The 24571-nt window shown below is 64.5% G+C and carries 19 protein-coding genes; 11 read left to right on the forward strand and 8 right to left on the reverse strand.

The window, feature by feature from the left end; genetic code table 11:
- Positions 1-51: 51 nt before the first annotated feature.
- The 4 genes from SH412_RS23740 to SH412_RS23755 all read left to right on the forward strand — a co-directional run bounded on the left by SH412_RS23740 (position 52) and on the right by SH412_RS23755 (position 4454).
- The gene (locus SH412_RS23740) at positions 52-309 is read left to right on the forward strand and encodes a hypothetical protein (protein ID WP_336520516.1); all 258 of its coding nucleotides are present in this window, start codon (positions 52-54) and stop codon (positions 307-309) included.
- Positions 310-366: 57 nt separating this feature from the next.
- Positions 367-1893 (forward strand): Gfo/Idh/MocA family protein, encoded by a 1527-nt coding sequence (locus tag SH412_RS23745; RefSeq protein WP_336520517.1) that lies wholly within the window; start codon positions 367-369, stop codon positions 1891-1893.
- 158 nt (positions 1894-2051) lie between these two features.
- Entirely contained in the window at positions 2052-3053 is a 1002-nt protein-coding gene (locus tag SH412_RS23750) for an MBL fold metallo-hydrolase (RefSeq protein WP_336520518.1), read from the forward strand.
- Positions 3054-3113: 60 nt separating this feature from the next.
- Positions 3114-4454, forward strand: coding sequence for a pentapeptide repeat-containing protein (locus SH412_RS23755; protein WP_336520519.1), 1341 nt, complete (start codon positions 3114-3116; stop codon positions 4452-4454).
- A 12-nt stretch (positions 4455-4466) separates the two neighbouring features.
- Here the strand turns inward: SH412_RS23755 and SH412_RS23760 are convergent, their stop codons facing one another.
- Positions 4467-4934: a hypothetical protein gene (locus SH412_RS23760; protein ID WP_336520520.1), complete on the reverse strand. Its 468-nt coding sequence runs from the start codon at positions 4932-4934 to the stop codon at positions 4467-4469.
- A gap of 385 nt (positions 4935-5319) precedes the next feature.
- Between SH412_RS23760 and SH412_RS23765 the strand changes: the two genes are divergently transcribed.
- From SH412_RS23765 to SH412_RS23795, 7 genes are all read left to right on the forward strand, one after another.
- Positions 5320-6405 carry an NHL domain-containing protein gene (locus SH412_RS23765; protein WP_336520521.1) on the forward strand — a complete coding sequence of 362 codons (1086 nt, stop codon included), beginning with the start codon at positions 5320-5322 and terminating at the stop codon, positions 6403-6405.
- Positions 6406-6450: 45 nt separating this feature from the next.
- The gene (locus tag SH412_RS23770; RefSeq protein WP_336520522.1) at positions 6451-7155 is read left to right on the forward strand and encodes a DUF5329 family protein; all 705 of its coding nucleotides are present in this window, start codon (positions 6451-6453) and stop codon (positions 7153-7155) included.
- A gap of 142 nt (positions 7156-7297) precedes the next feature.
- Complete coding sequence (locus tag SH412_RS23775) at positions 7298-10081, forward strand: tetratricopeptide repeat protein (protein WP_336520523.1); 2784 nt, start codon at positions 7298-7300, stop codon at positions 10079-10081.
- Positions 10082-10211: 130 nt separating this feature from the next.
- Positions 10212-11192 carry a leucine-rich repeat domain-containing protein gene (locus tag SH412_RS23780; protein WP_336520524.1) on the forward strand — a complete coding sequence of 327 codons (981 nt, stop codon included), beginning with the start codon at positions 10212-10214 and terminating at the stop codon, positions 11190-11192.
- A gap of 144 nt (positions 11193-11336) precedes the next feature.
- Entirely contained in the window at positions 11337-11720 is a 384-nt protein-coding gene (locus tag SH412_RS23785; protein ID WP_336520525.1) for a zinc-ribbon domain containing protein, read from the forward strand.
- Positions 11721-11764: 44 nt separating this feature from the next.
- Positions 11765-12001, forward strand: a complete 237-nt coding sequence (locus SH412_RS23790) for a cytochrome c oxidase subunit II (protein WP_336520526.1) — start codon at positions 11765-11767, stop codon at positions 11999-12001.
- A gap of 180 nt (positions 12002-12181) precedes the next feature.
- Positions 12182-13666 (forward strand): DUF1501 domain-containing protein, encoded by a 1485-nt coding sequence (locus SH412_RS23795; protein ID WP_336520527.1) that lies wholly within the window; start codon positions 12182-12184, stop codon positions 13664-13666.
- An 88-nt stretch (positions 13667-13754) separates the two neighbouring features.
- Here SH412_RS23795 and SH412_RS23800 read toward each other — a convergent pair whose 3' ends face one another.
- The 7 genes from SH412_RS23800 to SH412_RS23830 form a co-directional block, all read right to left on the reverse strand.
- The gene (locus SH412_RS23800) at positions 13755-14621 is read right to left on the reverse strand and encodes a hypothetical protein (protein WP_336520528.1); all 867 of its coding nucleotides are present in this window, start codon (positions 14619-14621) and stop codon (positions 13755-13757) included.
- Between the two features lie 141 nt (positions 14622-14762).
- On the reverse strand, positions 14763-15833 hold the full coding sequence (locus SH412_RS23805) for a dihydrodipicolinate synthase family protein (protein ID WP_336520529.1): 1071 nt from the start codon (positions 15831-15833) through the stop codon (positions 14763-14765).
- Positions 15834-16868, reverse strand: coding sequence for an NAD-dependent epimerase/dehydratase family protein (locus tag SH412_RS23810; protein WP_336520530.1), 1035 nt, complete (start codon positions 16866-16868; stop codon positions 15834-15836).
- A 108-nt stretch (positions 16869-16976) separates the two neighbouring features.
- The gene (locus tag SH412_RS23815; protein ID WP_336520531.1) at positions 16977-18392 is read right to left on the reverse strand and encodes a DUF1501 domain-containing protein; all 1416 of its coding nucleotides are present in this window, start codon (positions 18390-18392) and stop codon (positions 16977-16979) included.
- Positions 18393-18554: 162 nt separating this feature from the next.
- Positions 18555-21527, reverse strand: coding sequence for a PSD1 and planctomycete cytochrome C domain-containing protein (locus tag SH412_RS23820; RefSeq protein ID WP_336520532.1), 2973 nt, complete (start codon positions 21525-21527; stop codon positions 18555-18557).
- Between the two features lie 469 nt (positions 21528-21996).
- Positions 21997-24096, reverse strand: coding sequence for a permease prefix domain 1-containing protein (locus tag SH412_RS23825; protein ID WP_336520533.1), 2100 nt, complete (start codon positions 24094-24096; stop codon positions 21997-21999).
- A gap of 63 nt (positions 24097-24159) precedes the next feature.
- Positions 24160-24507 carry a PadR family transcriptional regulator gene (locus SH412_RS23830; RefSeq protein WP_336520534.1) on the reverse strand — a complete coding sequence of 116 codons (348 nt, stop codon included), beginning with the start codon at positions 24505-24507 and terminating at the stop codon, positions 24160-24162.
- Between the last annotated feature and the right edge of the window lie 64 nt (positions 24508-24571).

Here is a 24571-nt window from a genome sequence, read left to right on the forward strand (position 1 = left end):
GCGTCCAATTCGTTCACGACCAGGAGCAGGGATGGTGACCGAGGCATCACGATGAGCGAATCGACTCGCGAAGACATCCTGGATTGCATGACGCGCCTGCTGGAACTCGCTCCCGAGATGCGTTTCGGACAGATGGTCACATGGGTTTCAAGCATGGCGCGCCCGGACGATCCGGACGCAACTGCAAATGTGGACGATGACTCGCTTCTGGAGGCCTGCCAGCGTCATCTGGCGGACCTGGAACGATTTCACTCTGACGGTGGTGAATTGACGGCCGAGTCTCCAGTCGGGCCGGCCGAACGCCGGTGACTGTGCGACCGATCTCTGAAATCCTGCGAATTTCGCATTTTGAGTAAGGACCATCCCATGCAACTGACCCCGGCCCAGCAGCAGATCGGCAAGGACAACTTCAACGAGGCCGCGTTCACCCGGCGGTCGCTGTTCGTCGGCGCCGCCGCCGTCGCGGTCCCGAGTCTCGGCGCCGCCTACTTTAAATACGGCCGCCCCGAGGGGCAGCCGGTGAAGGTCGGCTTCATCGGCACGGGCGACGAAGGCAGCGTCCTGCTGGCCGAGCATCCGCCCGAATTCATGGAAATCGTCGCCATCGCCGATCTCCGGCCGACGAACCGCGCCCGCAGTCTGCATGGCGATGGAGGCGACAGCCCCCGCGTCGGGCTGATCCGCAAGCTCGGTCGCGAAACCGCGATGAAGATCAAGACCTACGCCGATCACAAGGAGTTGCTCGCCAAGCACCCCGAGATCGAAGCCGTCGTCATCGCCGTCCCCCTCAGCCAGCACGCCCCGATCGCCATCGACTGCCTCAACGCCGGCAAGCACGTCCTCACCGAAAAGCTGATGGCCCACAACATCACGCAATGCAAGGAGATGATCCGCGTCGCGAAGGACAAGGGAAAACTCCTCGCCGTCGGCCACCAGCGGCACTACAACGTCCTCTACGACAACGCCAACGACCTCATCCAGAAGGGGCTGCTCGGGGACATCAAGTTCATCCGCGCCCAGTGGCACCGCAACAACAGCTTCCCCGGCCGCGATAGCTGGCAGAAGGGCTTCGCGAAGGAAGACGTGGCCGAACTGGGAGCCGATCGGCTCAAGGAGTTCGGCTACGCCAACATGAACAAGCTCATCAACTGGCGGCTCTACAACGAGACCGGCGGCGGCTTGATGGCCGAGCTCGGCAGCCACCAGCTCGATGCCGCCAGCATCTTTCTCGGCAAGGTCAAACCGATCGCCGTCCTGGGTTACGGCGGCAAGAACTTCTACGGCGTCAAGGGGATCGGCACCGAGGAGCAGCAGAAGGACGACCGCGACATCGACGACCACGTCTACGTCACCTTCGAGTTCCCCGGGCCGCATTACGCCGAGGACAAGAACGACGTCTGCATCGTCACCTACTCCTCGATCAGCACCAACCGCATGGAGCCGTACGGCGAGACCGTTTTCGGCAGCCGCGGCACGCTGATCATGAAGGAGGAGCTGGAGGCGATGCTGTACAAGGAAGGGAGCGCCGCGACCGGCGCCGGCGGCGTCGATCAGCGGCTTTACGTCCTCAACGGCAGCGACGGCCAGCCCGTGCTGAAGGCCAGCGAGAGCACCGGCCCGTCGAAGGCCGCCGCCGTCGCCGACATCGGCAAGGTCAGCCGCGGCTACACCGAAGAGATGGAGCACTTCGCCTACTGCATCCGCAACAACATCAACGCCCCCATCTCCGAGGGGGGGCTGCGTTGTCCGGGCGAGCAGGGGATGAAGGACGCCATCATGGCCCTCACCAGCAACCTCGCGATGAAGTACAAGAAGCGGATCGTCTTCAAGGACGAGTGGTTCGATCCCGCCAGCGACCTGGTCCCGGAGAACGACCCCGAGATCATCGGCTGAGCGGCGGCGGGAATTTTCGGCAGAGAGTCGGCCCCCCGATCGCCCCCGGCGGCGATCGGGGGGCCGTTGCATTTCCGCCCGAACTGTCGGCCCTGTTTTCGGTGCGGTAGGATGTCGCGGCTGGCGGCTCCGACGGAAATCCCCTCCGAGAACCACTCATGGCGGCGACTGGCGTGTCGGCGGAACAGGTCCTGGTCAACGGTTCGACCGGCGATCCCGTGCTGTACGTCGACTGGCCCGACGAGGACAACGCCCTGCTGTTCGATGCGGGCGACAATTCCGCGCTGCCGATGGAACGCCTGGCCGACCTGCGGGCCGTCTTCATCAGCCATCATCACGTCGATCACTTCATCGGTCTCGACCGGATTGTCCGGGCGAATATCGACAGCGAAAAGGTGCTGTCGATCTTCGGCCCGCCGGGGACGATTCAGAAGGTCTATGACCGGATTCGCAGCTATGAGTACCAGTACTTTCCGTTTCAGCAGATTGTGCTGGACGTGGTCGACGTTGGTCCGGAGACGCTGACGCGCGCCCGGCTCGAATGCAGCAAACGGTTTCCGCCGCCCGAGCCGGAAACGAACCCGCGCGACGGGGCCGTTGTCTTTCGCTCGGGAGCCAAGTCGGTCGAGGCCGTGGCCGTGGATCATACGGTTCCCTGCCTGGCTTACGCGCTGGTCGAAGGCCCGGGGCTGCACTTCGACGCCGAAGCCCTGGCGGCGGGGCCGCTCAAGCCGGGCGGCTGGATCAAACAGGTCCAGCGGCGGCTCCAGGAAGGGGCCGGTCCGGAGGAGACTCTGACATTGCAGGGGCTGGAGTTTCCTTTAAGTCGTCTGGCGGAGCAGTATTTCCGCCGGTCGCCCGGCGGACGAATCGCATTCATCACGGACACGCTGTGGAGCGAGGCGGTGCGGGAGCCGCTGCTGCGCCTGGCCCGCCGGGCGACCCGTCTGTATTGCGACTCGTTCTATTCCGGGGCTCATGAAGCTCAAGCAAAGAAATATCGCCACATGACGGCCAGCCAGGCGGCGGCGCTGGCGCGCGACGCCCGCGTGGACGAGCTGGTGCTGATCCACTTCAGCCAGCGCTACCGCGGACGGTACGACAAGCTGGTGGCCGAGGCGCAAGAGATCTTTCCCAAGACGACGGCTCAATTTGAATGATCCCTCGCGGCTCTGGTTCCGTTCTGATGCTGCAACTGAAGCAGACCCGAAGGAACTCTCGTGAACGGGCAGACTGAACTTCGAAAGAACGGCATGAGCACCAGCGATTCGTCACACGACCTCGCGGTCCAATCCGGACCGCATGCCAGATTCCGGTTCGGCGAATGGCCGGAAATCTCTCCGGCGGAGGCGCTGACCCAACTGCAGCAGACGGGGAAGCTGTCCCGCGTGCGGGTCGCGCGCCTGAAGCTGGAAGGCGAATTCGACCGCCCGCTGGAGTTCAGCGAAGTCGAGCTCGATAAGCCGGACATCCGCAAGGCCATGTTTCGCGAGCCGGTCACGTTTGCGAAGTGTCAGTTGCAGGGGTTGGCGTTTTCGCGCGGGCCTGTGATCTTCGAAAAGTCGCTGACGTTCAAGTCGTGCGCCTTCCGTCGAACGCGTTTCGACTGCATCAAGGTCCTCGGAACGCTTCACCTGGATCGTTCCGAGTTCGCAAACACCACCCGCTTCAATCGCTGCGAGCTGGGGGGGATTCATTGCTGGGAGACGCATTTCGCAGCGTGGGCGCAGTTCGACGACTGCACATTCGCAGCGGGGGCGCAGGCCGATTTCCGCAGCCTGCAGTCCGACGAAGGGATGATCTTCAAAGGCTGCCAGTTTCTCGGAGACGTTCTCTTCCGCGGGGCCGTGTTCGCCAAGAAGCTCGATCTCGGCGAATCGCAGGTCAACGGACTCCTGGATCTCTCCAAGGCGAAGCTCCACGACTACTGCTACCTGGAAGGGATCGTTCCCGGGGCGCAGCAGCAGTTTGCGTTTTTGAACACGGTCGCCGAGCGGATTCTCGTTCATCCGCGGCAGGTTCAGGGGCGGTTGCAGAGCGAGGAGACCGGTCACTTTGACCAGGCGATGCAGGAATACGGACTGCTGAAGGCCAACTTTCAGACGCTGCATCGTTTCGACGAAGAGGACTGGGCGCTGTACCGTTTCAAGGTCAATCAGCGACGGGCGAAACCCCGGAACTGGTGGCGACCGTGGACCCGGCTGGCGCAGCTCAGCGACTGGGTTCTGCTCGACCTCGGCTGTGGATACGGGACGAAGCCGAGTCGCGCGGTCGGGACGGCGCTGCTGATGATGGTTTGCTTTGCAGCCATCTATGCGGCCGGCATCCATCATTTCGATATCGAAAAGCCTCCCATCGCCGACCTGCCGACCGACCATTTCGCAAACCGGGTGCTGTTCGGCCTGCTGACGACGGTGTCGGTTTTCACGTCGGGATTCGGGGGAGACCAGCTTCATGCCGCTCACGGCTGGATGCTGGTCCCACTGGCGATCGAAGCGCTGCTGGGAACGCTGCTGTGGGGTCTGTTCATCGTCGCGTTCAGTCGCAAGGTGATCCGCTGACGACTGGCGGGCTCAGCCCGGCAGGACGGGATCGAACTGGCGGTGGAAGCGTTCGAGGGCGTCGTGCGGCTGGAGGTTGAACAGGACCCGACCGCCCGTCCCCCACGTGCCTCGATCATAGTGGAACAGGGCGGTTGCTTCGCGGTGATAGGAAACCGCTTCGACATCTTCCATGTCGCCGTCGGGCTCGGGACGGAAGTGGACGCGAATCGCCATGAACGCGGTGAGCAGGCCGGTTTCGCGATCGCGGGCGAAACTGACTTCCTGGAGCCAGTCGCAGTCGCTCCAGATCAGCCCGCGCGGCTTGCCGTGGGCGCGGGCGAGGTCCAGGAATTTGGCTTCCAGCATTTCCCGCCGGTAGCGGAAGATGCGAACGGCGAACCGGGCATCCTGGAGACGTTGCCGGCGGAGGCTCTCCCGCGCCTGCAGCACAAGCCAGATCACAATTGCGATCGTTGCGCCGACACCGATCCACCACATGATGTGCCCTCTTGATCGCCTGCCATATCAACTGTAGGGCGTCCGGGACTGGACGTCCAGATACGGTTTGCGAAAATGTCAGCCGGGACAACGAATCGACGACTAAGAACGTTCGTCGAAATAACGATGAGGAATTCGAGAAACTTGGAGATCAAGAGTTGATACCAAGTTCTTCCCGGAAAAACACGCATCGAAAACGGCTGATTTTTATTTTTCACATTCCGCGCAGGCCAGTCGCGGCAAGCCGCCGCGCCGCCTGCAATCTGAGACAGGTTTTCTCGATTTACAGCGTCTCCGGCAGCAATCCCAGACCGCCTGGATTACCATGCGATCGTCCCATTCCGTTCACTCCAGCCGTTCACACCAGAAACGGGAGTCGCTCATTATGCCCAGGTCTCTGATCTCCTGCTTCGCCACCCTGCTGCTGGCGGCCTCCGCCACGGTCGCCTCCGCGGCGGAAATTCGCACGATTGCCGGGACGGGCGACAAAGCCGTGTCCGGCGATGGGGGTCCGGCGTTAAAGGCCGGCACTCTGGAACCCTTCGGTCTCGATATCGGCCCCGACGGCGCCCTGTACTGGGCCGAGTTCGGCGGTCAGGTGATCCGCCGCATGGATCTACAGACGCAGATCGTCTCCACGTACGCCGGGGTCGGCGGGAAGGCGGGTTACCGCGACGGAGCGGCCGCTCAGGCGCTGTTCGACCAGCCGCACGAAATCCGCTTCGACTCGCACGGCAATCTCTATATCTCCGACATGCGGACCCAGACCATCCGTAGAATCGACTGGAAGACCAAACAAGTCTCTACGGTCGCCGGTTCGGGCAAGCCGGGCTTTGCCGGCGACGGCGGCCCGGCGACTGCCGCGCTGCTCGACTACCCCATTTCCGTCGCGCTCGACGGTGACGCGGCGCTGCTGATCTGCGATATCAAGAACCATCGCGTCCGCCGGGCCGACTTGACCTCGGGAATCATTCAGACGGTGGCCGGCAATGGCGAGAAGAAGCCGACGCCCGACGGCGCCCCGGTGGCCGGCACGCCTCTCAACGGTCCGCGAACCCTCGCCGTCGAAGCGGATGGCAACGTGATCATCGTGCTGCGGGAAGGGAATGCCGTTTATCGCTGGAACCGCCAGTCCAACACGTTGCAGCACCTCGCGGGCGACGGCAAGTCGGGATACAGCGGCGATGGCGGCGACGCCAGAGTCGCCCGGCTCTCCGGCCCTAAGGGGGTCGCGATCGGGCCGCACGGAGACATTTATCTGGCGGATACCGAAAGCAACACGATCCGCGTGATCCGCAAGGCCTCAGGGATCATCGAAACGGTCATCGGGGACGGAAAGAAAGGGGACGGCCCCGACGGCGATCCCCGCAAGTGCCAGCTTAATCGCCCGCACGGCGTCTTCTTTGACAAGGCCGGAGACCTGTATGTCGGCGACAGCGAAAACAACAAGGTGCGCAAACTGACCTGGTAGTGCTGACCAGTCTGTCAAACCGGGGCCGCCTGAGGAGGTCGGAGAATGCCCGCTCCACTTCGCGCGTTCGTACTCCTGGTTCTTTTGACGATCGGCTGCTCGGGAAGCTCGACCGCCCCGGCCCCGCCGCCGTCGCCCCGACGGCTGGCGGGTCTGCCGATCTCCCTGACCGTCGATCAGCGGACGACAACTCCGATTCCGGGATCGCACGACGAAGTGCTGTTGACGGTCGACGACATCACTCGCGGACAGGTGATGGCGAGCCTGAGTCGCGCGAACGGTCAGGCGGTCCTGGCGCCGCGCTCGCTGCAGCCTGGAGAATCGGCCGAGTTTGTTCTCGATGACGTGCAGTACCTGTTGCACCTGAAGGAGCTCCGCCAGTCGCTGGTCGGAACCGATGCGGCGTCGTTCGAGATCTCGATCGGCGGAACGACGGAATTGAGTGAAGCAGAGAAGATTGAACGACTGATTGCCGCGGTCGAGTCTCTGCAGGGGGCCGAGTTCCTGCGGAACGGGACGGGGCACTCGCCGCAGGAGGCTGCGGCCCACCTGCAACAGAAACGGCGAGCGACGGCCGCGCGAGTCACGACGGCCCGAGCGTTTGTGGACGAAGTCGCGTCGAAGTCTTCGATAACGGGCGAAGAATATCAGATTCGGCTTCCGGATGGTCGAACGGTGACTGCACGCACGTTTTTTGACGAGCGCCTGGCCGAGCTGGAATCGACCCGCTCATCACCCGCGAAAGAATGATCGCGACGGGCGGTGCGCCAATCCGCCGTCTGACTGGCAGCCGCCGCAGCAATCGTTCAGAGTGGAGGCTTGTGGCTGTCCGATTCAGCGGCCCGCCGGGATCGTCGCCGCCCGGTCGGCGTCCGCGATCCCTGAGGCTGAGATGCTGACGCTGTTGCTGCTGGTCCTGCTGCTGGTGTGTGCGATCATCTGGGGCAGCGGACCGTTCGAATCTCTCCGGTTGAACGGCCTGCGCCTCCGCGAGCAGTCCAAACGTCGGCAGGAGCTGGGTCAGGCGACGGCGAAAGCCAGCGTCCTGACCCTGGGGACGGATGAAGGGGCCTCGCAGCAGGATTCCCACGTCCTGGGGCTCGTTGCCGAATGGCTGGGTTATCTCCTCTCGCAACGTCTGCCGAAGGCGACCGGCGGGGCCCAGTTCTGGATCCAGGTTTCCTTCGGGATCGTGCCCGCCGGGCGAACGATCTGGCGGCTGGATGTCTCGCCGCTGAGCCTGAAACCGCGGATCCGCAAGCTTCTGGAAGGCTGGCTGGCGAATCCGCCGGTGTTGCCGGTGCAGCAGCCCCTGGCGATCAGCTTCGTGGCGGCCATCCGGGGGGGCGGGCTCGAAGATCCGGGTTTCTTGCGCCCGTTTCAGGATCTGATCGACAAACATGGCACGCACCCCCTGCGGGAGCTGCTCGAACGGGAGCTGGGCGCCGCGATCCCCGAATGGACCGAGAGCCTGACCGTCGAACATTGCGACCGTTACCTGGAACTGCTGCCCGGCGACCTGGTCGCATTGCGGACGCGGGCCGACCTGCTGATTCGGAGCTCCGAATTCGATCGCGCCATCGACGACCTGAACGAAGTCCTGGTCCGGGAAGCGTCCCAGGCGCAGGACTACTACGCGCGCGGCTACGCGCGGATCCAGCTCGAACGGACCGAGAGCGGGATGGAAGATCTGCGGCAGGCCACCCAACGTGACGGCGAGTACTGGCCGGCCCGGCAGTTGCGGGCCGAAGTGCTGCAGAAGCAGGGCAAGTACTCGGAGGCGATCGCCGAACTCGACGAAGGCCTCGCGGTTGCAAAATCGGCGCCGCTCTGGCTGACTCGGGGCATGATCCACCTGGAGCTGCACGACGAGGGAGGGGCCGAACAGGACTTCTCCGAAGCCGCCGCTCTGGCGCCCGACTGGCCCGAACCGCTGCTGCAGCGGGGGCTGATCCGGATGCGGCAGCAACGGGCCGACGAGGCGGTCGCCGATCTGGATCAGTGCGTCGAGCTGGAACAGGATGGGCGGGACGCTCGTCGGCTGCGGGCGCGCGTCCTGTTCGAGTTGAGCCGCTGGGGGCGGGCGGAGGAGGAATTCACCCGTCTGCTGGCCGAAGACCCGGCCGATCCCGGCAGTCGGCTGCTGCATGGCCGGTGCCAGGCGATGCTCGGCAAGCTGGAGTCGGCCGTCGAAGACTTCGGCGTCATCGTCGACCACGACGAAGTCGGCCTCGAGGCTCGCGCGTGGCGGGCCGTCGCCCTGACGCAACTGGAACGCTATGACGACGCGGTCCCCGACGCCGACCAGGCGCTGGCGGCCGACGTGATGCCCACGCTGATGCGGTGGGTCCGGGCCGTCGCCGCCTGGGTGAACGAAGACCAGGCCGGCGCGCTGCGCGAACTGGAACAGGCCGCCGAGCTCGATCCCGACGACCACATGATCCAGTACTGGAAGGCGAAGCTGCTGGCGCTGTCCGGGGAATTCGAAGAAGCTCGTTCGATCCTGTCGGATGTCGAGTGGAGTCCCGACGACTGGCAGGCGCTCTGGCTGCGCGGCGCCGTCGCCGCCGAACTGGGCGATTCCGCCGCCGCGCAGCGCGACCTGTCGGAGGCCAGCGAGAATCCCCAGGCGTCGGCGGAAGTCCGCCTGACCCGGATCAAGGTCCTGCATTCCGAGGGGGAATGGTGCACGGCGGTCCGCGAGCTCGACGAGCTCCTGGCTGCAGACGACGAGAACGAAGACGCCTGCTGGCTGCGCGGACAGATTCTGCTCGCCCAGGGGCGCCCCGAGGCCGCGATTGTCGATTTTCAACGGGCGTACGATCTGGGAGTTCGCCCGCCCGAACTGGGTGGTCTGTGGAGCTCGGCCCTGCTCCGCCTGGAGCAGCCGGACGCAGCCCGCGAGATCCTGGACCGGTTCCTGAAGCAGCATCCCGACAATCCGGGACTCCTGATGGCTTCCGCCCAGTTGACCATCCAGGCCGAAGGACCGGATGCCGCCGATGAGCAGCTTCAGGCTGCCATCGCCGTCCATACGGAATTCGCCGACTCCCTGACCGTCCACGTGCTGATCATGGAGGCCCAGTGGTATCACGAGCGTGAAGACTACGCCGAGTCCGAACGGCTGATGACCGAAGCGCTGAGCTACGACACGCCGCTGACGCCGGTGGCCCACGTGATCCGCGGAGCGGCCCGGCGGTATGCGGGAAATCTGGTCGAAGCGCTTGAGGACTACAACGCAGCGTTCGAGCCAGAGTCGGACAACGCCAGCGTGCTGCGCTGCCGGGGTCAGGCTTATACGGAGCTCGCCGAATACGATCAGGCGTTGGTCGACCTCGATCAGGCAGTGCCGATCTTCGAGCGGAAGGGGATCGACGTTGAGCTGGGCTATGCGTTGAGCGCCCGTTCGATTGCGCTGGGGGGAGTGGAGCGCTGGGACGAGGCCTGGCGGGACTGGGACCGTGCGCTCGTGATTCAGCCCGACGACGCCTGGCTGCATTACAACGCGGGGTTGCTCTACCTGGGGCAGCAGCAGCCGGAGAAGGCGAGCTGGTGTTTCGGCCTGGCGCTGGCCTGCGAGAACCCGCGGCTGCCGCCGGTCAAACAGGCCCGGGCGCGGGGTTTCCTGAAGTCGCTGGCATCGGGGCGACGGAAGCCGGAAACTGATCCCGACTAATCGTCCGGTCACCTGTCGTTCGAGGCTGCGCCTTGTATGAAGCGGACTGTCCCTTTAGCACTGGAGGAGACTAGGATTCCCAACCTCTGTCGCCCAGTGATTCGCGGCACTGCTGTCGGGAGAGTGACTCATGTCCAAACAATCTGAAGACAACGTCGCGCAATTTCGCAATGACCAGTCGCGGACGCTGACGTCGCCCGTGACTGATGAGCAGCTCCGACCGACTTCCACACTGCAGCGAGTGCAGTTCAGCACACCGCTCACGGAGAAGGATCATCAACGAGTTGCGGTGTTTCTGGAGTCGCAGCCCCACGTCCACTTTCGCCTCTACGGAGGTTACGGCTGGACTCCGGATCTCGACTTTCTCAGGTGGTATCCACGACTGAAGCGCTTTTCGGTCAATGAACTGTATCACCTGCGCAACTTCAACGGGCTGCAGCACCTGCCGGATGACGTCGAAGTGCTGGGGATCGGCCGGACGAAAGGAAGGGATTTCAGTTGGCGCAAACTCAGTCGTTTTGACAAGCTCAAATGCCTTTACGTCGAAGCCCAGACGAAGCACATTGAGGCGACCTCACAGCTCACAAGTGTGGAAACGTTGTGTCTTACTTCAATCACGCTCCCCGGCCTCGAACTCCTCACTCCGTTGAAACGGCTTCAGTCGCTTCGTTTGAGCTTGGGCGGTACCAGCGACCTCGCGGCTCTTCCAGCCCTCGGTTCACTCAGCTATCTCCATCTCGTAATGGTCCGCGGCTTGGCAGACCTCAGTATGCTGGCCAGGCTCCCGTCGCTCCAGTCGCTGTACTTGCAGGCTCTCAAGAATGTCACCGTGCTGCCGTCATTTCGTGGCCTGAAGGCGCTGCGCCGCGTCCACCTGGAAACCATGAAGGGATTGACGGATCTGGCGCCGGTTGCCGAAGCCCCTAACCTTGAGGAATTGATCGCCATCGACCTGCGGCAGATTCCCGTGGAAAACTTTCGCAGCTTCGTCGGACATTGGTGCCTGCAAGGTGCCTGTATTGGGCTGGGAAGTCTGAAGCGGAACGCCGAGGTTCGCGATTTGCTTGGTCTTCCCGAATTGAACCGATATAAGGAATTTGAGTTTCGATAGCAGTGGGCAGTTCTGAAGTCCCGGCACAAATACTCGGTCAGTTCAAGGCCGGAATCTCACGACGCCAAGAGTCGTCAGCCTCACTTGTTCACTCGCCTAGATAAGCGGTCGCCACTGAAACCACTCCTGACAGGACTCTCCTCAATGGGTTTCGTCGACCTCTCCAAGATCCCAACAATCACTCCCATTCCCGGCTCCACGCTGCGGACGCCGTTCGGACAGAACCTGATGCTCTCCTACCTGGAAATGGAGGACGGAGCCGAGGTGCCGCTGCATCACCATCCCCACGAGCAGCGGGGGATTCTGCTCGAAGGGAAAGTCCAGCACACCATCGGCGACGAAACACACGTCGTCGAACGGGGGTACTACCTCGATCAGCCCTTCACGTGCGTAGACTGTGGCAAAGACGAAGTCTGGACGGCGACTCAGCAGAAGTGGTGGTACGAGGTCGCCAAGGGGGACGTGTTTACGACCGCGCGTCGTTGCCGCATCTGCCGTCGCCGGGATCGTGAACGACGAACAGAATGACGCCGGGTGCACCTGGAGGGGATCGCCCGCAAGGAGCAATAGCAATGACCGCCCCGTTCGCCCCGCCCCCCTCCCGCCCGGTGCTCTTCGTTCTCTTCGCGATGGGCGTGATGGCGATTGCGATGCCCTTCGGCCGGCGCGAGGATTGGCTGGGTTGGGTGGCGTTTCTGGCGATGGCGGTATGCACGCTCGGCGTGTGGGGACTGCTGATCATGGGTTTGGCAAGGGCGTTCCTGGAGAGCCGACGAAAACGGGCGGAGTCCGAGGAGCCGCCGGAGTGAAGTGGGTGCGACCCCTTCAGGGTCGGTGCGTTGTGGCCGGCCGCGTTCCAGGGGTGTCGGAGCGAAGCTCCTCAACCCCCGGCTAAACACTTTGCCCCCTGCCGGGGTCAGAAGACCAGTTTGACCGGCCACCACGCATCAAAACCTGTTGACTTGTCCCGTGTTCGGGACCGATACTCTATGGGTTGGGGCGATGTCCTCGACGGACCTGCCTGCCTGATGCACCTTGCCGAGTCACCCGCCATGACCTCTGCCCGCCGCTGCTGTCCCGGTCCGACCACCCGCCGTGAGTTTCTCCGCGTCGGAGCCTTGGGGCTGGGTTCGTTCACGATGGCCGACCTGCTGCGGTCGCAGGCTCAGGCGGCGGCTGCCGGGCGGGCGGCGCCGGAGACCTCGGTGATCTTCGTGTGGCTGCCGGGCGGGCCGCCGCATATGGACATGTATGATCTGAAGCCGAACGCCCCGGCGGAGTATCGCGGGGCGTTCCGGCCGATTCCGACGACGGTGCCGGGGCTCGACGTCTGCGAGCTGCTGCCGCTGCATGCGAAGCTCGCCCATAAGTACAACGTGGTCCGCTCGATCGCGCACACGTTTGCCGATCACGGCGGCGGCCACAAGCGGTTCATGACCGGACGCGATCCGCGGACGCCGACCGAGTTCGTCAACGATGCCCCGGCGGTCGGGTCGATCGTCGCCCGCGTGCGCGAGCAGGTCACGGCGGGGGTGCCGAACTACGTCTGCGTGGTGGAGCCGGGGCGGGACCAGGTCGATACTTTCAGCCAGGGGGCGGCGTACCTGGGGCCATCCTACACGCCGTTCATGGTGCCGGGCGATCCGAGCAAGACGGAGTTCAAGGTGCCGAACATCGCCCCCGTGGCGGAAGTCGCCGGGCGGCTGGATGACCGGACGAGCCTGTTGCGGTCGTTCGACCGGTTCCGGCGGGACGCCGATCAGTCGGGGCTGATGGGGTCGTTCGACACGTTCCACGAGCGGGCGTTCGGGCTGCTGACCAGTGACAAGGCGAAAGTGGCCTTCGATCTGTCGCAGGAAGACCAGTCGACGCGCGATCGTTACGGCAAGCACGCGTGGGGTCAGCGGCTGCTGATGGCCCGCCGGCTGGTGGAAGCGGGTTGCAGCTTCTGCACGGTGATTCTGGAGAACCCGTATCAGTCGGGAATCGAGTGGCTCAAGCAGGGAACCTATAACTGGGATTCTCATGCGGTGAACTGCCACATCTGGGACGACCTGAAACTGCGGCTGCCGATCTACGATCAGGCGGTCACGGCGTTGATTGAAGATCTCTACAACCGCGGCCTCGACCGCAAGACGCTGGTGGTCGTGACCGGGGAGTTCGGTCGCACGCCGCGGATCGAGAGCACGGTCGGTTCGCAGACAGGGGTGAAGCAGCCGGGACGCGATCACTGGCCGCAAGCAATGTCGCTGATCACGTTTGGCGGCGGGATGCAGACGGGGCAGGTGATCGGCTCGACGAACTCGCGGGGCGAGCATCCGCAGGACCGGCCGCTGTCGCCGAACGATCTGTGGGCGTCGGTCTACCGGCACCTGGGGATCGATTTCGAGCAGTCGTTCCTGGATCACCGCGGTCGGCCGATGCCGATTCTGCCGTACGGGGCGCCGATCGGCGAGTTGCTGTCGGCGGTGTGATGGGCGGGTATCGGGATTCGGGGATCGCAGAGGAAAGAGAGACGGGGCTTTGGATTCGTTCCGGGGGTGTCGTCGGGATGTGGCTTGATCACTTTGGCGCGACTGGCGGTTCGGCGGAGAGTGTTTCGATGCCGTAGAGAAAGTCGTAGATGCTTTCTCGCGAGTAGACGTCCCAGGGGGGATTGCTCCAGAGGACCGTGTTGCCGGTGCGCAGCGACAGTTCCGTGCCGCTGAAGCGGGCCGGGGCGATGTGCCAGGTCAGGTCCTCGGCCGTCGCCTCTTTCCGGGCTTCAATCAGCAGAAACAGTTCCGGGTCGGTTCCGAGGACGAAGGTGAAGATGGCGCCGTCGAGAATCTCGGCGGATTCCCGGTCGGGATAGCGATAGAGGGGTTGTCGCAGGAGTCGCAGCTCGGCCTCGTCGGGTTTGCCGGCGGCGGAGAGATCTGCCACGAGATTGCGCATCTGGGTGAGCCGGAGGGGGCGCGAGGCTGCCGGTTTTGGGGCCTTCGGGAGTCGAATCCAGGTGATGCCCGGTTCCGTGGTCCGCCAGGTGACGTCCTTTGACACGGGGACTTTGACTGTCCGGTCGGACAGCGAATGGAATTCGTAGCAGAGGCTGCGCCGCATCCGATCTTCCGGATGATACGCCGACCAGATGGCGGCGATGACTGCGGGGCGGTCGTCTCTGGTCCAGAGGAAGACGCCGCCGTGCTGGACGTCGGGCCGGACGGGATTGGAGTAAGACAGGAGAGCGCGGGTTTGGAGCGCCAGCGGCGTCTCCGCGTCGCCGGTTTCCGTTGCGACGAGCGCCCGGGCGCGGTCGAGGTAGAGCTGCTGCCAGGCTTTCATGTCGGCGGGTTGCGTCGGCGGATCTTCTTCCGCCTCGACAGCAACACCAGGCATCACGCTCAGGAGGATCGCAGCGGCAATCAGTGCGGGGGGTCGTGGGAGCATGACTCGACCTGTCTGGCGGAGAAGAGCGATCGACGGGAATCAAATATAGACAGTCAGACTGCATTCCGGCCAGACTGATCTGCTGGAGAACTTTTCGAATCAGAAAGACGGTAAATTGGCGGTCATTCCGTCAGTCCGCGATCATCGCCGCAGCCACTCATCGCGATGTGTCGCGACGAACTCGTCGTCGAGCAGGTGCGGATAGTCTCGGCTGATTCGATCCAGCGCTGCCGCCTGACCCGGTGAGAGTCTTTCCGCCGGGTCGAGGAAGACGAGGTTCTCCAGGAGGCCCTGGCGCCGGAGGACTTCGTGGATGCCGGCGATGCAGCCGGCGAAGCCGTTGGCCGCGTCGAAGACGACCGCGTTCGCGTCGGTTACCTGCTGCGCCAGGGCAAGCCAGTCGGCCGACATTGATCCGCCGGTGCGGACGATGTCGTGTGCCGCATTGAGTTGCGCGACGGCCTGTTGCGTCCAGACGGCCCAGTGACCGAGGAGGCCGCCGACGATCCGGCGGTCGAACGGCTGGCCGTTACGAACGAAGCGAAAGGGCGTGACCAGATCGAGCAGGATGTTGTCGTCGTTGCCGGTGTAGAGGGCGATGTCGTCCCGGCCGGCGTCGACGACGGCCCGGATGACGTCGAGCGTCTGGTAGCGATTGAAGGGCGCCAGTTTGATGGCGACGAGGGATTCCAGCTCGGCGAACCGCCGCCAGAAGGAATAGGGCAGGATGCGTCCGCCGACGGCGGGTTGCAGATAGAAGCCCATCAGCGGCAGCACGTCTCCGACCGTCCTGCAGTGAGCCAGAAGCTCATCGTCCGAAGCGGTCTTGAGCGCAGCGAGGCTCAGCAGGCCGCAGTGGTAGCCGAGGTCGCGGAGCAGCGCGGCTTCGCGGACCGCCTGCGGCGTGGGACCGCAGATTCCGCCGATGCGGATCAGCGGTGACGTTCGCTGTGCGTCGGCCCGGTCGAGCTCTTCGCGGGCGAGTTCCAGGACCGGATGGAAGAGACCGTGTTGCGGTTCGCGGATGGCAAACTGCGTCGTGTGGACGCCGACGGCCAGGCCTCCGGCGCCTGCGGCGAGGTAGTAGCGGGAGAGAGCCCGCTGGCGTCGTTCGTCGAGCCGGCGGTCGCTGGTGAGCGCCAGCGGATGGGCGGGGATGGCCGCGCCGAGCTGCAGAGTCTCGCGGATGATCGGTGGCAGGGACTGGGTCATTCAGAAGCGCCCGTCGCGGCTTTCGAAGTGAGTCGGCTTGTCGAGACGCGGGCCGCCAGAGGTGATCCACTCGGCGATCCAGCGGATCACTTGCTCGGGCATCACGCGCGGATGGCCGACGCGGTCCAGCAGCGGATGCGCGTTGTTGAGGAGTGCGTCGGGGGCTTCTGCGCCTGTGAAGACCGGCGGCCGACCGAAGAGCTGGCCGAACTGTTCGCAGATCTGACGCACGCTGAGCGTCTCGGGGCCCGTGAGATTGAGGACGCTGGCCGGGCTGGTGGCGAGCGAGAAAGCGGCCAGCGCCGCGGCGTTGGCGTCGGCCTGCCAGATGACGTTGAAGTGTCCCATCGTCAGGTCAACCGGTTCGCCGCGGTAGACTTTCAATGCCAGGTCGACGAGGACGCCGTAACGCAGTTCGCAGGCGTAGTTGAGGCGGAGCAGTGCGACCGGCGTGCCGGCGATCTGGCTGAAGTGTTCGAAGATCCGTTCGCGACCCAGGCAGCTCATGGCGTATTCGCCGACGGGCGCGACCGGATCGGTTTCGCGGCTGCCGCCGTTGACGACGGGCGAGTTGCCATACACGTTCCCTGTCGAGAAGGCCAAAATTCGCGAGCCGGCATAGCGCTGGCAGACGAGTCCCGGCAGCCAGGCGTTCATGGCCCAGGTGAGCGATTCCTGGCCCGAGGAACCGAACTTGCGACCGGCCATGTAGAGGGCCAGCGGAGCGTCAGGCAGTGCGGCGAGGGCCGCGGGATCGAGCAGATCGGCCTGAATCGTTTCGACGCCGTGCTGTTCGAGGTTGGCGCGGACGGCAGGATCACTGAACCGAGCGACGCCGAATACGCGCCGCTTCGTGCCTGCAGCCTCGGAAGCCAGCACGGCCATCCGCGCCAGCGTCGGCCCCATCTTGCCCGCGACGCCGAGAATGATCAGGTCGCCGGGAAATCGCGCCAGGGCTTCGATGGCGGCGGGCGTCGGCTCGCTGAGGAGCGTTTCGAGCTGATCGACGGAGGAGATTGTGGTCGGGAGTGACATCGATTCGCACGGCGCGTCAATTCGCACGGTATTCTCTGGCTCTCGGCACTCGACTCTGGACTCTCGACTTCTTTCGAAATTCCGCCTTCGTCATTCGATATTGTCTCTCTACGCCAGGATGTCGTGCACGACTTTGCCGTGGACGTCGGTCAGACGGAAGTCGCGGCCCTGGAAGCGGTAGGTGAGCTGCTCGTGATTGAAGCCGAGCAGGTGCAGGATCGTGGCGTGCAGGTCGTGGACGTGGACCTGGCCCGCGGTGACGCCGAAGCCGAGCTCGTCGGTCTCGCCGTGCAGGTGCCCGGCTTTGAGCCCGCCGCCCGCCATCCAGAGGGTGAACGAGTCGATGTGATGATCGCGGCCCAGGGTGCCGCGCTGTTCGCCCATCGGCGTCCGGCCGAACTCGCCGCTCCAGACGACGAGCGTTTCGTCGAGGAGTCCCCGTCGCTTCAGATCGAGGACCAGGGCGGCGGCGGCCTGGTCGACGTCCTTGCAGACCTTGGCGAGGGCCTCTTCGAGGTCGGCTCCGTTCCCGCCGTGGTGGTCCCAGTCGGTGTGGTAAAGCTGCACGAAGCGGACGCCCCGCTCGACGAGCCGCCGGGCGAGCAGGCAGTTGTTGGCGAACGACGATCCGCCGGGCTTGGCGCCGTACAGGTCGAGCGTTTCGGCGGTTTCGTCCTGCAGCCGCATCAGTTCCGGGGCGCTGGTCTGCATGCGAAAGGCGGTTTCGTAGGCGTTGATCCGGGTGGCGATCTCCGGATCGGCGACGGTCTGCATCCGCAGGCGATTGAGATCGGCGACGGCATTGACGAACTCGCGCTGATCCTCGGGGGTCACGCCGACGGGGTTGTCGAGATCGAGAATCGGCGCCCCCTGCCCGCGGAGGGGAACCCCCTGGTAGCTCGTCGGGAGGAAGCCGCTCGACCAGAGCGTATTGCCGGCCCGCGGACCGCGGGGACCGGACTGCAGAACCACGAAGCCGGGCAGATCCGACGACGGGCTTCCCAGGCCATAGGTGACCCAGGAACCGAGACTGGGTCGGCCGGGGGCCTGGAAGCCGCAGTTCAAGAAGAGCTTGGCGGGGCCGTGGTTGAAGACATCGGTCTTGACGCCGCGGAGCCAGCAGACGTCGTCGACGATCTGCCGGTGGTACGGGAGCAACTCGCTCAGCTCCATGCCGCATTCGCCGTATTTCATGAACTTCTGGCGAGAGCCGAGGAGCTTGGCGTCGGGCTTGAGGAAGGCGAAGCGTCGCCCGGCGATCAGGCTGTCGGGCGGCGGCTGGCCGTCGTAGGTCCGCAGGACGGGTTTGTCTTCGAACAGATCGAGCTGGCTGGGGCCGCCGGCCATGAACAGGAAGATGACGTTCTTGATCTTCGGAGCGGACTGCGGCGGGTGCGGCAGGAGCGGGTTCGATTCCGCCGCCGGGAGGTCGCGCTGCAGGAGCTGCGAGAGGGCGATGGCTCCGAGGCCGATCGGCCCGGCGTGGAGGAAGTCGCGCCTGTGGAGGGAGGGGTTGTGTGGCATGTCTGATGTTGCCTTGATGGCGCGGATTGAGTCGATTACCGGAAAGTGAAAAGTGAGAATTGAGTAGTGCCAAGTGCAAAGTGTGCATGAACTGGCAGGCGAGCCGCCAGTGGCACGCGTTTGGACGCGCTGCAGGTGCTGGTGTTGTGCTGCATCGCTGGTCTACTCGCGGTTGACGAATTCATCCGTGTTGAACACCACGCGGGCGAGGCTGGTCCAGGCGGCGGCTTCAGCCGGGGTGACGCCGGCCGGGATTTCCGACGGCGCCACCGACTTGGCGCGGGCTTCGTCCTGCGAAAAGCCTTTTGTCGTCTGCTGCCAGTAGGCCAGGAGCCGTTCGCGTTCGGCGGAGCCGGGCGGCCTCGTGAGGACCAGGCGGAACAGGTATGTCAGTCGTTCGCTCGGCGAAGCCGTCGGCGGCAGCTCTGTCAGAACTCGCGTCGCCAGGTGCTGGGAGAGTTCGAAGAAGACCTTGTCGTTGGCCAGCGCCAGCGCCTGCAGCGGCGTGTTGGAGCGGACCCGGCGGGTGCAGACCGTGCTGAAGTCGGGGGCGTCGAACGTCGAGAAGAGGGGGTAAGGGGCACTGCGGAAGAACTCGGTATACATGGTCCGGCGGTAGCGGCCGGCGTCTTTGTTCTCGGGCCAGGCCTTGGGAGTCTGCGTGAAGCTGTAGACCCCTTCGGGTTGCGGCGGGTGGACGCTGGGGCCGCCGAGCTGCGGCGCCAGCGAACCGCTGGCGGCGAGGACCATGTCGCGAACGATCTCCGCTTCAACCCGGACGCGGGACTGCCGGCCGAGCCAGCGGTTGGCGGGGTCGACTTCCGCCAGGTCTTCGCGATAGGCGCTGCTCTGGCGATACGTGGCGGAGGTTACAATCACCCGATGCAGGGCCTTGAGGGACCACTCGCGGCGGATCAACTCGGACGCCAGCCAGTCGAGCAGTTCGGGATGGCTGGGAGGCGTGCCCTGATAACCGAAGTCGTTCTCGGTTTCGACGAGTCCGGCGCCGAAGAACCGCAACCAGACCCGGTTGACGGTCACGCGGGCGGTGAGGGGATTCTGCGGACTGACCAGCCAGCGGGCGAGGTCGAGACGGTTGCGGAAATCCATGTCGACTCCGCCCGCCACCGAACCGGGGACGCCTGGCGGCAGGGGACCGGCGTCCTTGTCCGGATTCAGAAAATCGCCGCGCAGAAGGCGGAATGTTTCGGGCGGCTTCGGCTGGTCGCGCATGATCATCTGGGAGACGGTCTGGGCGCGGCCGGGGAGTGAGGCTTCGAGGGCGGCGATGCGAGGCTTGAGCGTGTCCAGCTCGCGCGTCGGCACATCCGTCGAGGGAGGAGGGGGCGACGCGGAGACGTCGACGTGCAGTCGGCCGATGAGGTACTGCTCGTTGAGATCGTGCTTGAGGACCAGCGTCAGCTTGCCGCCGACAGGAGCGACCGGCTCGGCGAGGATGAAGACCGCCTCGTGGGGGGCGTTCATCTTGAGGTCCGGCTTGTCCTTCCGCTGGGCTTCGCTGACGTTAATCGCCCAGCCGGTTTTCGACTGGTCGTCGATGGCGTGGACGATCGGGTAGCCGGCCTGTTCGTGATCGGCCCAGGCCCGCTTGAAGCGGATTTCCTTGTCCCCCTGGCGCAGGGCGGCGTCCGTCAGGACGAAGTTCCCGTTGCCCGCCCGGCCCGGTCCCTGTTTGGGCAGTGATTCGTCGGTCAGCGCGCGGAGGCGGACGGCGGTCACCTGCGGTTCGGTGACGGCGAGCGTCAGCTCGTAGGCGTCGTTCGGACCGACCGCGGAGTCGACCAGGAGCGACCCGTCGCCCTGCTGCTGGAAGCTGACTCCGGAGCTGGTTTTGCGGTCGGAGAACTCGACGGCCCGCCATTCGAACTTGGGGGCCTCCTTTTCGCGGGCGGCGGCCTGCTTGATCAGGCCTTCGTATTTCGCAGCCTGCTTGCGGAGCGTTTCCAGCTCCTTGAGTGCCGCCTGATGCACCGGCGACAGGCCGAAGACTTCGGTTTCGATGACGGGGACCGTCGGGCCGACGTTGTTCGTGTCTTCGCAGAGGTTAAAGAACGCGTAGAGCCGGTAGTAGTCGTCGAGGCTGACGGGGTCGAACTTGTGCGAGTGGCATTGGGCGCAGCCGATCGTCAGTCCGAGCCAGACGGCCCCGGTGGTGTTGACGCGGTCGATGAGCGCCTCGTGCCGGTACTGGTCGGGCTTCACGCCCCCTTCCTGGTTGATCATCGTGTTGCGGTGGAAGGCGGTGGCGATGAGCTGCGTCTTGTCGGGTTGTGGCAGCAGGTCTCCGGCGAGCTGCTGGACGGTGAACTCGTCGAACGGCAGATCGGCGTTGAGGGCCTGCACGACCCAGTCGCGGTAGGGCCACATGACCCGCGCGCCGTCAATCGTGTAACCATGCGAGTCGGCGTAGCGGGCCTGGTCGAGCCAGTGCCGGCCCCAGCGCTCGCCGTAGTGCGGGCTGGCCAGGACGCGATCGACGAGCCGTTCGTAGGCGTCGGGGGCCGCATCGGCGAGGAAGGCGTCGACGTCGTCGGGTGGAGGCGTCAGCCCCAGCAGATCCTGATACAGTCGGCGGATCAGCGTATAGCGGTCGGCTGCGGGGGAGGGAGCCAGCTTGCGCCGCTGCAGGTTCGCCAGGACAAAGGCGTCGATTTCGTTCCGCGGCGCGGCGTCGTGCGAAGGGACGACCGGGGGCGCGGGCTGCTGCAGCGGCTGGAACGCCCAGTGATCGCGGTACTCGGCGCCGGCGGCGATCCAGCGCCGGAGGAGATCGCGCTGGGCGTCGGTGATGACCTTATTGCTCGCCGGGGGCGGCATCTGGACGTCGGGATCGTTCGAGAGGATCCGGCGGATCAGCTCGCTCTCGTCCGGCTTGCCGGGGACGATGGCCGCTTGGCCGTCCTGCAGCTCGGTGGCGGCAGCGCGCTGGTCGAGGCGGAGCTCGCCTTCGCGGGCGGCTTCGTCGAAGCCGTGGCACTGGTAGCAGAGGTTGGAAAGGATCGGGCGGATGTCGCGCTGGAAATCGGGCGCGGCGTCGGCGGCGGAGGCGGTGTCCGCGGGAAGCCAGCCGGCGGCGAGAAGAGCGCAGGCGCAAAGAGTGTGCACGCGAATCATGGAACCCCCGAGGCAATCGACCGAGGACCGCGCGGGCGCGGAACGCTGTATTACAGCATGTCGGGGGGCGGGTGTCTCGCAAGAGATCGGAAAAAATGGATGGGAAATGCGGAAGAGTTTCGCCGCGGCGGCTCGGAGGACGCGGAGAGAAGAGAGAGACAACCACGAATGACACGAATCGGCACGAATGAGGAACGGAAAGGACTGAGAACTACGGAGGGCACGGAAGTCACGGAAAAGAAACTGTCGAGCAGGCCACGTCTGCCCCCTCACCCGCCGTCCGCGGTGGGAGAGGGATGGGTGCGGGTACATTTCGATCGCTCACACTGATGATCGGGCGCAGCCGATTCAACGCAGACCAAACGATCATTCGGCTGGTGTCGTCTCGCCGCCAGCGGGTGTCGCCAGCGCTTTGAGCACCTGCGGATCAGCGGGTGAGATCGCGCGGGGTGGCCGGGCGCGCCCGGCCCTACTTGCCGGCGGGTTGGGCGGTGGTCAGCGAGTCGAGAGCTCCACCGACCAGATTTGTCGGCAGATCGATCCGCCATTCCTGATTCGGCCCTTTCACCGTGAACGGAGGTGGTGCTTCCTCGAATCTGGCGACGGGAGAACCAGGCTCTGGCCGCGGAGCAAGCAGGCGCACCCGGTTGGGTTCGGGTAGCGGCTCGAACAGTCTGAAGGAGTGTATTGCAGGACTGTAAGTCCCCGGACAGAGTTTGAGCGTCATTGTGAGGGAGTCGCCTTCCCACTCGCTGACGGTACCGCCGAACCAGTTCACATCCGGCGGGATACCATTGTCAACGTCCAACGTCACTCCATGCGGAACCCACTTCTCAAAGGGCTTCGCACAACGCTCAAGTTGGGGCAGGAAGTTCGCCGTCGACTTCGCCTCCCGCAGCCTGGCGTTCAGCGGAATCACGACCTTCACATCAAAACCGCGCTGCGGCGGCGGTGGAGCCACGACCGTCTCCGTGTGATCCTTGCCGGGATGAACCACGAAGCGGCGGCTCTCTTCCAGCCCCCACCACGTCAGCCGCGTGGTCAGCGTATAGACCCCGGCGTCGAGATATCCGAAGTCGAGGACGCCATCGTCATCGACGGCAGGTTCCAGCGGCTGTTCCCACGCCGGCTGCTTCAGCGTGACCTTGGCGGACTTGATGACGGCGCCGTCCGCAGTTCCTTCGACAACGCGGACCTGCACGTGGTTGTGTTTGGGATCGGGGGTTGCGGGTGCAGGACTGCCGGCAACAATTTGTCCAGGCTGTGGAGGATGGGCAGCCAGCTCGGCGAGCTGCGCCATGGCGGCGGCGGCCAGAGCTGGAGGCAGAGTGACTCGCCAGGGCTTGTCCGCCTCCGCCACGAAGACGGTGTCGAGTTCGGCGGGCCAATCGGGGCTGGTGGAATCCAGCATGGCAGCGACCGAAAACTGGATTGACCTCGACATGTACAGTTGGCCCTCGCTCGCAGGCTTCGCTTCCCAGAATGGGTTAGCGATGATTCCGACCGTCTTCAATCGAAATCGTGCCCCTTTGCGGCGGCTGAACTGGTGCGGCTTAAATCCGTCTTCCTCTGGCCAGCTCGCGCCATTTTTTCCAATCGCCTCAAGAGCATTCTTTCTCACGACTTCCCGATGCAGGTCCTCTGGAGAGAAGCCTGGAGTCGGCCACGTCGTCAACGTTCGCTCCGGAGTCCAAATCAGCCTCAAGGGTCGCTCGAGTTCCCAATCTTGATCGTGAAAAGAAACTGGCGCGGGCGTCAATTCGAGTAAAACCGCCAGATGCTGGTTATCCAGTGTGGCGCGAAAGTCAGTCGGAACGTTGACATCGAGCGTCACAGTTTCATCTCGAACTCGTAGCGGCGGCTCGTCGAACACTTCTCGACAACGCTCGCCGCGACCGACTTCAATGCGCCGAACTGCTCGCAGCATGCCGAACTGTGCGCTCACCCACACCTCATAGCCGCCCGGCGGAAGCGTACCGAAGCTCGCAACTCCCATCTTCGGATCACAGGGACGTTCGGCCTTGATTTTCTCATTTGAGATGTCAACGCCGCGTAAGCTGACTGTGTACTCAGCGGACTCGCCGCTGCGCCGAGGCTCGTCCGGCCGGGCGTATTGAACCTCGACCGTCAGCGTCGCGTCGGGGACGGATACGGGAGCCCGCATTGCTGCGTCCAGCCGCTCGCTCAGCTTCGCCAGCGTCGCCGTCAGCACCTCCTGCTGCTGCGCCATCTGCCGCTGCTGGGCATTCGACATCTGGATCATCACCGTTGCGACAGCGATGACGGCAATCAACATCGCCCCCTGCAGACCGAGCATCAGCCGTTGATTCATGATGTGTCTCCTCATGGCCAGCCACCAGAGTTTGCGGGCGATCTGCCGGGGATCGCCGAAGCGCTTCAAGGCCCGTTCCCACGCGGTCGATTCGTCCGCCCCTTTGACCATCTCCCGCCGGACCGAGCAGACCAGATGGTCCGTCAGTTCCTCGGCGATGTCCGACCGCAGCGACGACGGTTCGTCGTCGCGCGGGTCGGGCAGATCGGCGAGGAGGTCGGAAGGGGTGACAGACACTGCGGGGTCCGATGCGAGTGGGAAGTCGTTCTTGGATTTTTGTCAGTGGTCAGTAGTCCGTGGTCAGTTGGTGTTTGAGATTTGGAGCTTTGGGTCCATGCCGAGGACGCCTTCGATGCCTTGCGAGAATGCGCGCCAGGCAGATTTGCGGGTGTCGAGCTGTTTCCGGCCGGAGGACGTGATGCGGTAGTACTTCCGCCGGCGGCCTTCGACCGGCTCCCAGTAGGAGGAGAGGAGTTTTTGCTCTTCGAGGCGGTGGAGGGCGGGGTAAAGGCTCCCCTCTTTCAGCTCGAAGAAGCCGTTCGAACGCGTGCCGACCGTCTGCGCGATCTCGTAGCCGTAGCTGGGGCCGTGCGAGACGACCTCCAGGATCAGCATTTCCATCGCGCCCCAGAGATTCTGCGGATCCATGACGTTTGCTCCGATGCCTCGACGGTCTATGCTACGAAGCATAGGCGGGCGATGCGTGGGGCGT

The sequence above is a fragment of the Planctellipticum variicoloris genome (genome assembly GCF_030622045.1).
GTDB classification, from domain to species: domain Bacteria; phylum Planctomycetota; class Planctomycetia; order Planctomycetales; family Planctomycetaceae; genus Planctellipticum; species Planctellipticum variicoloris.

What these genes read in the sequence shown, in the direction of transcription:
- SH412_RS23740 (WP_336520516.1), top strand. Translation starts at nt 52, where the DNA reads ATGAGCGAATCGACTCGCGAAGACATCCTGGATTGCATGACGCGCCTG.
- SH412_RS23745 (WP_336520517.1), top strand. Translation starts at nt 367, where the DNA reads ATGCAACTGACCCCGGCCCAGCAGCAGATCGGCAAGGACAACTTCAAC.
- SH412_RS23750 (WP_336520518.1), top strand. Translation starts at nt 2,052, where the DNA reads ATGGCGGCGACTGGCGTGTCGGCGGAACAGGTCCTGGTCAACGGTTCG.
- SH412_RS23760 (WP_336520520.1), bottom strand. Translation starts at nt 4,934, where the DNA reads ATGTGGTGGATCGGTGTCGGCGCAACGATCGCAATTGTGATCTGGCTT.
- SH412_RS23765 (WP_336520521.1), top strand. Translation starts at nt 5,320, where the DNA reads ATGCCCAGGTCTCTGATCTCCTGCTTCGCCACCCTGCTGCTGGCGGCC.
- SH412_RS23770 (WP_336520522.1), top strand. Translation starts at nt 6,451, where the DNA reads ATGCCCGCTCCACTTCGCGCGTTCGTACTCCTGGTTCTTTTGACGATC.
- SH412_RS23775 (WP_336520523.1), top strand. Translation starts at nt 7,298, where the DNA reads ATGCTGACGCTGTTGCTGCTGGTCCTGCTGCTGGTGTGTGCGATCATC.
- SH412_RS23780 (WP_336520524.1), top strand. Translation starts at nt 10,212, where the DNA reads ATGTCCAAACAATCTGAAGACAACGTCGCGCAATTTCGCAATGACCAG.
- SH412_RS23785 (WP_336520525.1), top strand. Translation starts at nt 11,337, where the DNA reads ATGGGTTTCGTCGACCTCTCCAAGATCCCAACAATCACTCCCATTCCC.
- SH412_RS23790 (WP_336520526.1), top strand. Translation starts at nt 11,765, where the DNA reads ATGACCGCCCCGTTCGCCCCGCCCCCCTCCCGCCCGGTGCTCTTCGTT.
- SH412_RS23795 (WP_336520527.1), top strand. Translation starts at nt 12,182, where the DNA reads ATGGGTTGGGGCGATGTCCTCGACGGACCTGCCTGCCTGATGCACCTT.
- SH412_RS23800 (WP_336520528.1), bottom strand. Translation starts at nt 14,621, where the DNA reads ATGCTCCCACGACCCCCCGCACTGATTGCCGCTGCGATCCTCCTGAGC.
- SH412_RS23805 (WP_336520529.1), bottom strand. Translation starts at nt 15,833, where the DNA reads ATGACCCAGTCCCTGCCACCGATCATCCGCGAGACTCTGCAGCTCGGC.
- SH412_RS23810 (WP_336520530.1), bottom strand. Translation starts at nt 16,868, where the DNA reads ATGTCACTCCCGACCACAATCTCCTCCGTCGATCAGCTCGAAACGCTC.
- SH412_RS23815 (WP_336520531.1), bottom strand. Translation starts at nt 18,392, where the DNA reads ATGCCACACAACCCCTCCCTCCACAGGCGCGACTTCCTCCACGCCGGG.
- SH412_RS23820 (WP_336520532.1), bottom strand. Translation starts at nt 21,527, where the DNA reads ATGATTCGCGTGCACACTCTTTGCGCCTGCGCTCTTCTCGCCGCCGGC.
- SH412_RS23830 (WP_336520534.1), bottom strand. Translation starts at nt 24,507, where the DNA reads ATGGATCCGCAGAATCTCTGGGGCGCGATGGAAATGCTGATCCTGGAG.